Origin of the sequence: Clostridium sp. ZS2-4 (assembly GCF_026719745.1) — a bacterium.
Taxonomy (GTDB): Bacteria; Bacillota; Clostridia; order Clostridiales; family Clostridiaceae; genus Clostridium_H.
In genome coordinates this window covers 1-11585 of the sequence record NZ_JAPPRQ010000115.1, presented here as the reverse complement: position 1 = coordinate 11585, position 11585 = coordinate 1, and the positions used below count along the sequence as shown (strand labels likewise).

The window sequence follows — 11585 nt, the reverse complement described above, 5'->3', positions numbered from 1 at the left end:
GTCTGCACTATATGAAAAGCTATCGCTTACAAAAACTCAAATCAACGATTTTTTAGACTATTTTATATCTACATTACCTAGTTTTATCAAGGAAAAACTAGCTTTTTCGTAGTGCGAAAGTTGAGTTTATTACTATGACAATACTTCTAATAGGAAATATACCATTGATGTATTTTTTAAATAAATCGTGGTATGAAACTTTGATGTTTTCAACTATAGGCAAAGTAATACTTGCTATATGTATTTTGGTTATATTTATATCATTAGCAGCGGTAATTAAATTAACTAAGCCTGTTGAGTATAAAAGGTAGTAAGTTGGAAATGTTGTGATTAATTTGTAGTATTTGGCGAAAATGTGGGATAAAAGTGATATAATAATTTTTGAGGTTGATAGTGAACAGTATAATATTATGCAGTAATTTAATAATCTAAGGAGTGAAATAAAAATTGTTCGTTTCACTCCTAATATTTGTAAAGGGTCTGACCCCTTACAAAAAATGGTTCAGTTTTTGTTGCTAGTGTTGCTGCTTATTGCAGAGTTTCTACCGATAGTGATGAGCAGGCAAGCAGCTATGAAGTGCAGATTGAGCATTATACAGAATTTATTAAAAAGAACACAGAGTGGGCATTTGCAGGTATCTTTGCAGATGATGGCATAAGCGGTACTAATACTAAAAAGCGTGATGAGTTTAATAGAATGATTGAGGAATGCATGGATGGAAATATTGATATGGTTATAACCAAGTCAATTAGCCGCTTTGACAGGAACTCTTTGGATTGTTTGCAATATATCCGTAAATTAAAAGAGAAAAATATCGCAGTATATTTTGAAAAAGAAAATATTAACAGTTTGGATTCTAAGGGAGAGATTATGCTTACCATCATGGCATCCCTTGCCCAGCAAGAAAGTCAGAGTTTAAGTCAGAATGTAAAACTTGGTATTCAGTATCGATATCAACAGGGCATTATTCAAATAAATACTAATAGGTTTTTAGGATATACAAAGGATGAAAATAAGCACCTTGTAATTGTTCCCGAAGAGGCAGAGATAATAAAACGTATTTATCGAGAATACCTTGAAGGTTCTAGCATGGACAAAATTAAAAAAGGACTTGAAAATGATGGGATACTGACAAGTGCAGGTAAAAAAAGGTGGCATACCAGTACAATTCGAAAAATACTTAGTAACGAGAAGTATATGGGCGATGCACTTTTACAGAAAACTTATACCGTTGATTTTCTTACAAAAAAGAGAGTTCAAAATAATGGCGTTGTTCCACAATATTATGTAGAAAATAGCCACGAAGCTATAATTCCAAAAGAGATTTTTATGCAGGTTCAAGAAGAACTATTTAGAAGAAGTACAGGTCATATTAGTAGCAGTGGAAAGAAAAGAAACTTTAGCTGTAGCCATCCATTCTCACAGATTGTTTTCTGCGGGGAATGTGGAGAAATATATCGCAGAGTTCATTGGAACAATCGTGGCAAGAAATCAATTGTTTGGAGATGCGTCAGTAGATTAGAGAACACGGGCTTAGCTTGCAATTCAAGGACGGTGCTTGAGGATTTATTAAAGGATGTCGTTGTAAAAGCTATTAATGATTTGCTGGGGCAAAAGGATGATTTTTTAGAAGTTCTTAGAAATAATATAGAAACAGTAATTAATGAACAAGATACCAGTGCAGTAGCTGAAATAGAGAAAAACCTAGAAGAATTACAAAAGCAACTATTAATACGGGCCAATTCTAAAGAAGATTATAACGATATTGCTGATGAGATTTATCGCCTACGGGAACAAAAGCATAATGCTTTAGCAGAAGAGGTAGAAAAGAAAGCAGCTGGTCAAAGACTTCTGGATACGACAGCTTTTCTAAAGGAGCAACCAGCGCTTATTGATGAATGCGATGAGCAGTTGATAAGGCGATTGATTGGAAAGACTATGGTATATGAGGATAAATTCACGATAGAATTTAAGTCTGGGGTAGAGGTTGAGGTGGAGATGTAAAGAATTATTATAAGCACCAACTTGTGAGAAAATGTTCTCTGGTTGGTGCTTTTTGCATTTTGAAGTCATTATTTTCAACATTTTGTATGTATCAATTGTAAGATGTAAAATTTTATGATATATTTATATGGTAAAATTTTCACAAAAGAGGTGAGTGTGCTTTGGAAAACAATAATGTAGCGTTATTAAGAGAAAAAGTTAAAGCAAACATGGCGGATAATTTGGCAATGCTTCGGACAAAGTTAGGCTTAACACAAGTACAATTAGCTAATTTAATTGGTGTTTCAAGACACACTATAATGCAAGTTGAAAATAAGAAAGCTAAGTTATCTTGGAATACTTTTTTAAGTCTGCTGTTGGTATTTATCAAAAATCCTGAAACTGATAAACTTCTTAATATACTTGAGATATATACAGATGAACTTAATAATGAATTGAAATTAAAATAAGAAATTAATGAATTGAAATTAAAATAAGAAATTAATGAATTGAAATTAAAATAAGAAATTTTTCAAAACCCCATTATGTGTCTATCTTCACATATATAATGATATTAAGATGCAAGGAGGTGACAGATTGAATTTAGGTATAAATTATAATGGAAATAAAGGTTTTAGATTACTGAGTATTTATGAGAGATTAAATAAAGGCGAATTACTCACAAAACATAAAATAGCAACTGAATTTGGTGTTTCAGAAAAAACTATTCAGCGTGATATTGATGACTTGAGAGCATATCTTGCTGAAACCCACTTCTCAGAAACAGAAGTTTTGATAAAATACGATAAGTCCCAAGGGGGATACTATCTTGTCCGTTTTGATCGTGAATGGCTGACTAACGAAGAGGTACTTGCACTTTGCAAAATTCTTTTAGAAAGTCGTGCTTTTCAAAAGGAAGAACTGAATGGGATAATTGGAAAGTTAATGTCTCAGGTTGTTCCAGATGATAGAAAGACTGTAGATGAAATCGTTAAAAATGAGTTATTTCAATACATACCTCTTAAACATAATAAAAAGCTATTGTCACCTATATGGAAGCTGTCGAAATTTATAAGCAAACAAGAAATCATCACTTTTGCTTATACACGGCAAGATGGAACAGTTAATGACAGAACTGTGAAACCTGTAGCTATAATGTTTTCGGAATTTTATTTTTATCTCATCGGTTTTATGGCAGATGACAGTAAAGATTTTCCTACTACATTTCGTATAGACCGAATTACTAATTTAGTGGGTACAAAACAGCATTTTAATATTCCATATAAGGACAAGTTTAATGATGGAGAGTTTAGAAATAGAGTGCAGTTTATGTACTCTGGGGAACTAAGAAGAATTATGTTTGAATTTAATGGTCCTTCAATAGAATCGGTTCTCGACAGGCTGCCAACAGCAGAGATTATTGGAGAGAAAAACGGTGTGTATACTATTTGTACAGAATCTTATGGTAATGGCATAGATATGTGGTTAAAGAGCCAAGGCGATTATGTGCAGCTGATTGAGTAAAAGTAGACAATTTTCAATTTTTAAAATATTTTTGACTTAAAAACACAAGAAATTATTACGGAGGAACTTAGTTATGATATCAAAGGATTATAAGCAAAATAAAAATCAAGTATTGGCACTTTATGAAGAATATCTAAAAGCCTGTGCAGATGCAGACAAAAAGGTTAATGACAGTATTCGAGAGCAGGCAGAAAAGATTAAAAATGAGATTTTCAATTTGATGATTCTTGGAGAGGCTAAAAGTGGAAAGTCTACATTCATAAATGCATACTTAGGAAAAGAAGTAGTACCAATGGATGTAAGACAGTGTACCAGTGCTATCATTAAAATCCGTAAAGGGGATAAATTTGAGTTAATTGCAAAAACAGCTGCAGGTGGAAAAACCACTGTTACTGGATATGATAGAATTTGTGATTTTTTAAAAAACCATGCAGCTATTTCAGATAAGTATCGTAACATTCCGATTACGACTATTAATAATGAACTGTTAATCAAGTATAAAGGAAAGAAAATTCCTAAACATATTTTGGATACTTTCCTTGAAGAAGAAGTAAAAGACAACATCTTCAATATGAACATTGATGAGTACAATAGACTTATAAAATCCTATATTAGTGAGAATGAGAAAGATTGGGGCAAAATAATTACTGAGATTGAAATAACATACCAATTGCCGGAGGAAATGCAAGGTATTACTATAATTGACAGTCCAGGTGTTGGAGCAGGTGGTAATGTTGGTAGAATTGCAGAGGAATATATTAAAAATGCAAATGCAATAATTTTTGTAAAGTCTTTAAATGGGCAGGCTTTAGAATCTTCATCTTTCATGAACTTTTTGCGTAACAATTGTACAAACCGAAAGAAAGAGTCTCTATTCTTAGTATTAACAGGAAAGTCTAATTTACAAGGTTCAGAATTTGCTAGTTTAAAAGAACAGGCAATTGAAATGTATAAGAATGACATAAAACCAGAGAAAACAATCTTTGTAGATAGTAAGATGCAGTTGTTCCTAAACAAATGTAGAGAGTTAGGAACAGAAGAGATTATTGATGAGTTCTTTGATACATTGGATGAAGCTGGAGATGACTTTGCACCTGCTAGTAAATGTTGGTTGAAGTCAAAGGGAGATATTGCAAGGTTCAATGAGAAGATGGAAGGATTATCAAACTTTGGTAGTGTTCAAGGATCTTTAGAGAAATTTGCGAGAGTAGCAAATTATCTTCAGTTGGTTGAATTCTTGGATAATTTGGAGAATGAGTATAAACGATACAAAGGCATATATTCGGATGCATTAAAAGTGGCAAAAGAAAATATCAATGATCCAGTAGCTTTAGAGGATAGAATTAAAGAGAAGAAGAAGGAGATTTCTGAGGTATATACAAAAATCACAGACGGTATAAATGAGATATACAAGAAATACACAGATAATATCAATGGCGAAGGTGTTATTATGAATGAAGCCGAGAAAAAGCAAGCAGAATACGAGGAAAAACTTGAAAATTTTCGTAATCTCCCTGAGAGCAAGATAACAGATGCAACATTTAGTTCTATGAAGAAAATGACATTTGATGCGGTCGATGATACAAAGGATTTTCGAAGGGAGATGGCAGATAAGGTAATTGAAGAATGTAACCAGAGGTTGATTCAATATACCAATGATTCATCACAAATTCCAGCGGAGGCATACAATCCAAATTTTACAGAGTCAGATTTTGATACTATTGATGATGCTGCAAAAGATGAAACATCCGGTTATAATGATGTAGAAAGTGGACTGACTTTTAAGTCGGTGGAACGTGTACCTTATCATCATTTAAAAGAACATGTAAAATTAGTTGCTAAAAGTATTTATGATAGGTTGTCAGAGGAGATTATTTTTAAAATGATAGATAATGTTGTAAACTATGTCACAAAATGTACAGAGGTTTACAGAACAAAATTAACTGAGCATAAGCAAGAGTTAGAGGGAGAATATCAAAAATTACTTGAAGATAAGGAAAATAATGATAAATTACGAGAAACTATTGAAGATATGGAACGTAATTTGGCTGTCGTGGAAGCAGGTGCATCAGAGGTTGCTGAATTGAAAGGAGAACTTAAAAACTATGTTGGAGAATAATGATAAGCAGAAACTTGAACAGTATATTGATAAAGTTATCAAGGGAATCCAAACAGATGCAAATAATAGTAAAGCTGATATGTCTGATAAGCAGCTAATAGACAAAGTAATTAACGTTACAGTAAATAAATTTACTCCTGAAAGCAAGATGATATTATCCAGTACTTATAATATGCTGATGGAGCATACTCTATCCTCTACTAAATATGCTGATGCAGAGAAGAAAGCTACTTTTTATGAAATGGATATTCTTAAAGCGTTGAATGGAAAGTTTAGTTTTGAAGTTCCAAAGGATATTGACTATCGAGAGAGTAGAAAAGAAATTAACAAATGGGTTAAATCGGGGGCAGTAGTTATTGTGGGTGGAGTGATTAGCATTTCACTCGAAAGTTGGATACCAGTAGGAATTGCTGTTGTCATTGCTGGAATAATGGCACTGCTCTTAAAAGATGGCTCTAAAGGAATTGATGCAGTTATAAATGAATACTTGATGAACGTAAAACAGTCTGTATTGTTATGGATAGATTCTATTGAAAAGTATTATGATGACCGTGTTGCACAGTTGGAAAGAGAGATGATTGATTAATGGCAGATAATCTTATGGTTTTAGAGAAAAGTCAGAAAGGTGAATTGTTTAAAAAAGATACTCAGTTGTTAGGTAAAAATACATCTGATTTTATCATGAATTTTTATCCATCGTATAGTGTAAATAATGAAATAGCTATCAGCTCTCCGCAGGAGAATTCGTTGGAGTTATTAAATTCATTCACTTTTTATAAAATGTGTGAGTGTACCATTAATAATGTGGATGAAAAATTCCCATACTTTGCTGAAAAAATGAATAAACTGTTCACTACTGCCTATTCAATAAAACAGGAAGTGTGCTATGGAATAGTAAGTAATAATGGAAAGACATCCCTTGTTCTAGGAATTGCCCCGGATTCAAATGATGTAACAATTAAACGAATTATAGAAGGATTGCTGCCAGGAATAAAAATTGAAAAGTATGCAGATAAGTTTACTAATTCACAAATAGAAGAAGGAGCTAAAAATGCTGGAGAAGACAAAGATAGATATATAGGTTGCATTTGTGGTGCTCCTGCTTTAAAAGTAGATGGAGAGTATCAAAACAAAGATTTGTCATCATTGATGAGAAGTTTAAATGGTGAGAATTACACAATAATGGTTTTGTGCAAACCTATTGATCAATTTGAAATTCAGCAGAAAATAAAGCAAGCGATTAAAATTCAAGATGAATGTTTCGCTATATCAAAAAGAACTGTATCTCTTCAAAATGGAAGTTCTGAAGGAGAAACATATACTGATACATTTAATGAAACTAATGGTGAGAATAAGAGTAAAAGTAATGGATCCAACTTGTCAGGTGCATTGCCTGGGGCACTGCTTGGTGCAAAGATTGGTGCTGTGGTTGGTACTCCATTACCTATTATAGGAAATGCTCTTGGTACAATAGGTGGGGGATTGATTGGTTTGGTTGTTGGTCAACAGCTGAATTTTAGCCGCAATAAGACTACAGGAAATACTCATAGTATATCAAAAGGATATAGTGATGCTGTAACAAAAACTATAAGCAGTAGTGAATCAATATCTGGAGATATTCAGAATGGTTTTGCAATTGAATTGATGAAGATGTCAGAAACTATGATGGAACGTCTGAAAGTTGGTCGGAGTATAGGAATGTGGGAATCTGTGGTTACATACTCTTCTGATAGTAAGATTGCATGTGATATCATTCAGGGTAGTCTTTACAGTGAAATAGCTTCTGGAAATCCAGAGGTATTACCACCGGTTGTTTTTTCATATAAAGATAGCTGCTTGGGAGAAGGAGTTCCAACAGATAAAATCCATAATCAGCAATTGATGATTCCGCAAGGGTTCTTTGATGGCAATAGCCAGAGTCCGCTGTGTAGTTTAGTGACTTCTGAGGAGTTATGTGGTATATGTACTATTCCCATTGATAATACTATTGGTTTTGAAATAAAGCAATCAAAAAGTTATTCTTTAAATTGTACAAATGAGCCAGAGGATAATATTCTTGGAAATGTATGTGAGTATGACAGACCACTTCCAAATATTTTCTTTGGTTTGAGTGAAGCTGATTTAAATAAACATACTTTTGTGTGTGGAATAACTGGAAGTGGTAAAACTAATACTGTGAAGAAAATTTTAGAAAGGGTAAATAAGCCATTTTTAGTAATTGAGCCTGCCAAAAAAGAATACAGAAATATAAAAAAAGAAGTTAATGTTTATACATTGGGCAGACCAGAAATCAATTGTTTAAAACTAAACCCATTCTACATACTTCCGGGGATTAGTCCGCAACAACACATAGATTTACTTAAAGACTTATTTAGTGCCTCTTTTGCGCTCTATGGCCCGATGCCATATATTTTGGAAAAGTGTCTGTATAATATTTATACTAAAAAAGGCTGGAATCTAACATTGGGATTTCATCCATGCCTCATTAATACAAAAAGTCAGCAAGGTTTGTTTGATGAATCGGAAATTAAGGAACACTACTCCATAATTTCACACAAATACCTCTTTCCTACGATGCAGGATTTAAAGGATGAGGTTGATTACTATATAGAAAACGAGATGACTTATGAGGGAGAAGTTAAGGGAAATATTCGAGGTGCAATAAAGGCAAGAATAGATAGTCTTTGTGTAGGCTCTAAAGGCTATATGTTTAATACCTACGATACTACAGATTTTGATGATCTTTTTGGCAAAAATGCAGTGCTTGAACTGGAAGGTTTGGCAGACGATGCTGATAAGGCTTTTGCACTTGGATTGCTTATAATTTATGTGAATGAGTACAGACAAGTAAAGAAGGAAATAGGTACTGCAAAAGGATTAAAGCACTTGTTAGTTATTGAAGAGGCACATAGATTATTAAAGAATGTATCAACTGAAAGTAACGAAGATTTAGGAAATCCTAAAGGAAAAGCAGTAGAGCATTTTACAAATATGCTTGCAGAGATACGTTCATATGGTCAAGGTGTTATTGTTGCAGAACAGATACCATGTAAATTGGCTTCAGATGTAATCAAAAATTCTTCGAATAAGATTATTCATAGAATTGTGGCTAAAGATGATCAGGAAACAGTAGCTAATACAATTGGTGTTTATTTAGAGGATGCAATTTATCTTGGAAACAGCAAAGTTGGTTATGCTTTATGCCATAAAGAAGGTATGTTTCAGCCTGTAATCGTGAAGGTTGATGAAGTTCAGTCTAATAACGTATTGGATGTTAATCTTTACAACAAGGATATTAATAAAAAACTGTTTAATATTAATAGAAGTATCTTTGATAACCAAATGCCGAAGGAAATTGCAGTTTGGGCGATAAAAACACTTGTAAGCATGATGTACAAACCAGATAATAAAAAAATCTTTGATGGTTTGGAATATGCATATGAGGAGATTAGCCACAAATCATTACTTAAAGCAATAACAATGATACCTGGTGTGGATAAGAAGGAATGCATACTGAATTGCATATCAGAAACCATAATCTCTTTGTTAATTTCTGGTGTGTTCAGTAATCATATTCTACCATCTGACGAATTTGTTAATTTACTTCAAAATACGGTATCAGTACCTACTGAAGATAAGTTAAAAAAACTTCAGAGTGAATTTGAAAAATTCTACGCTAAGAATCCAGCAAATAAAGTAATAGAAACTATTGCAGGATTAGTTTCCTTGGAATATTCAGAGGAATACGAAATATTGGAGTTTGTCAAAGACTTTTCTTTGTCAAAGGATTTACAGTTGAGTATTGATGTGAAAACTTATTTGGATAAGAGGGTGAACTAATGGCGGTTTTGGAAACAATAGCAGCCGTAGCTGAAAAGGCAGGTACGGCTGCAGTTGAGACAACAAAAAAGATAGCTGAAACGGTAAAGAATATCTCGGAAACCGGAGTTAAGGAAGTTGTGAAGAGTCAGATTGAAAATATTAAGTCAGCTGGAGACGCGGTATTATTAAAACTTGAAGATATAAAAAACTTGACACCAGAGCAACTTCGAGAAAGAATGGAAGAAAACCTTGAAAAAGCAGATGTTGATGTTGAGAATAATTTAGAGGCTGATGATAACGATGAAAATGCAAAAGAGGGTTTAACCGATGAAGAAAAGGTAAAAATAAAGGAAGAGGCTGGATGGTCTGATGAAATTATCGATGCAATCGGCTCCATGGAAGAATATGAAATATATAAGAATCCCGAATTGCAAGAAGCTGAAATCGGTGAGAAGAAATGCTTAATTAGAAATGATATTGATTGGGATCAGAAGGATGCTATGGGTCGTACGAATCGTGAACGAGCAGAACAAGGATTATCCCCAATTAATAAGGATGGTAAAGTAATTGAATTACATCACATTGGACAACACGCAGACAGTCCTCTTGCCGAACTTACTCCAGAAGAACACAGGGGTAAAGGAAATGATAATATCTTACATGATAAGACGAAAGAATCAGAAATTGATAGACAGGTCTTTGCTGGAGAAAGAAGTAACCATTGGGAGGCAAGGGCAAATGAAAGGAGTAACCAAGTATGAGCAATATAATAACTAAAATCAAGGCTATACCTAATCTGTATCATGCAACAGGATGTACAACGAGACAGTTGAAAGAGGCACAGAATGAATTAGAAATTGAATTTCCAGAAGAATATATCGATTATGTTAAAGAGTATGGAGCTATTAGCTTTTATAGAACCGAATGGACTGGATTGAATGTTGAGGGTTATTTGAATGTTGTTGAAGTAACGAAACAGGAAAGAGATTTAAACTCTGCATTTCCAGCAGATTGCTTTGTTGTTGAAAATCAAGGAATTGATGGGTTGATTATTATTTCGGATGAAAATGGGTGCATATATAGCATCCAATATAATAAGAAGGAACTTTTGTGTGAAAGCCTTGTTGCATATTTGGAAATCTGTATCGCAAGAAAGAAATAATAACTAGCATGTAATTGGATGAAAAGGCACTATGTATTCAGTGAATTTTGGCTTGCTCAGTACATGGTGTTTGTTAAATATGGGTAAGGCTTTTGACATGTTTCCGCAAACGTCAAAACCTAGAAAAGTGCCATTGACATATTCCTACGAACGTATATATCAAAAATGTGTAAAAAACAGGGTGCTTATACACTCAAAACGGGTTGTGACATCAATCCAAGCCCTATTAGCCATCCAGTATGGGGAAATATATCAATATAGGTGTACACTTTTTAGCGATAATCTATACAGTTTAGAGATATTAAAATGAATAATAATATTAAAAACTCGCTAAATTGTATCAAAATTATAGTCCTTAGGCAGTAAAATACTCAATAGATTTAGCTAGGATTTTTATGTTTTAGCTAAGTTGGATTAAAGTAATCAGTGGTGAACCTCATTATAAGTAAAGACACTACGTGGATTGGGCTTCACATTATCAATATTAACAGGAGTAAGCTGAATAATAGATTATATATATTTCTAAAGAGTATATTGAGATCCATAGCACTAAAAATCTTAGTTAAAATAATGATAAAATAAAAAATTATCTTAAAGAACAAAATGAAATTTTAAAATAGTTAAAAAGCACTTTGGGAATAAAAAATATTCTAAAGTGCTTTTATATTTATTAAAAGGAAGGAGAGTCCTATGTTAATAATCTTATTTACCTTTATATGCCTATTCTCCTTTGGAACTTACGTAAGCGTAAAAAATTAAGTACCTAGAAAACACATCCTCCCATTGATAAACTTAAGTAAAAGATTATCAATGGGAGGTTTACTTATGTATAGAAAATTAGATAATGATGCCTGGGAGGAATATTTAAATAAATTTAACTCTATTAAAGATACAATAACAGTGAAAGATTTCTGTGCTGAAAATAACCTTAATAAAAGTCAATTTTATTACCATAAAAAAAGAGTAGAAAAAGT

The 11585-nt window shown here is 33.0% G+C and carries 7 protein-coding genes and 2 pseudogenes; all 9 read left to right on the top strand.

The window, feature by feature from the left end:
* Positions 1–122 precede the first annotated feature (122 nt).
* Positions 123–311 (top strand): annotated as a pseudogene (locus OIO11_RS12870) (hypothetical protein); the annotation flags it as partial.
* Positions 312–520: 209 nt separating this feature from the next.
* Positions 521–2005 (top strand): annotated as a pseudogene (locus tag OIO11_RS12865) (recombinase family protein); the annotation flags it as partial.
* Positions 2006–2166: 161 nt separating this feature from the next.
* A complete protein-coding gene (locus OIO11_RS12860; RefSeq protein WP_268071854.1) occupies positions 2167–2454 on the top strand; it encodes a helix-turn-helix transcriptional regulator in 288 nt (95 codons plus the stop codon).
* 109 nt (positions 2455–2563) lie between these two features.
* Positions 2564–3508, top strand: a complete 945-nt coding sequence (locus tag OIO11_RS12855; RefSeq protein WP_268071853.1) for a helix-turn-helix transcriptional regulator — start codon at positions 2564–2566, stop codon at positions 3506–3508.
* 73 nt (positions 3509–3581) lie between these two features.
* On the top strand, positions 3582–5627 hold the full coding sequence (locus OIO11_RS12850; RefSeq protein WP_268071852.1) for a dynamin family protein: 2046 nt from the start codon (positions 3582–3584) through the stop codon (positions 5625–5627).
* On the top strand, positions 5614–6213 hold the full coding sequence (locus tag OIO11_RS12845; protein ID WP_268071851.1) for a hypothetical protein: 600 nt from the start codon (positions 5614–5616) through the stop codon (positions 6211–6213). The genes OIO11_RS12850 and OIO11_RS12845 overlap by 14 nt, the downstream gene beginning before the upstream one ends.
* A complete protein-coding gene (locus OIO11_RS12840; RefSeq protein ID WP_268071850.1) occupies positions 6213–9467 on the top strand; it encodes an ATP-binding protein in 3255 nt (1084 codons plus the stop codon). The genes OIO11_RS12845 and OIO11_RS12840 overlap by 1 nt, the downstream gene beginning before the upstream one ends.
* The gene (locus OIO11_RS12835; RefSeq protein ID WP_268071849.1) at positions 9467–10210 is read left to right on the top strand and encodes an HNH/ENDO VII family nuclease; all 744 of its coding nucleotides are present in this window, start codon (positions 9467–9469) and stop codon (positions 10208–10210) included. The genes OIO11_RS12840 and OIO11_RS12835 overlap by 1 nt, the downstream gene beginning before the upstream one ends.
* Complete coding sequence (locus OIO11_RS12830) at positions 10207–10611, top strand: SMI1/KNR4 family protein (protein WP_268071848.1); 405 nt, start codon at positions 10207–10209, stop codon at positions 10609–10611. The genes OIO11_RS12835 and OIO11_RS12830 overlap by 4 nt, the downstream gene beginning before the upstream one ends.
* The last annotated feature ends 974 nt before the right edge of the window (positions 10612–11585 follow it).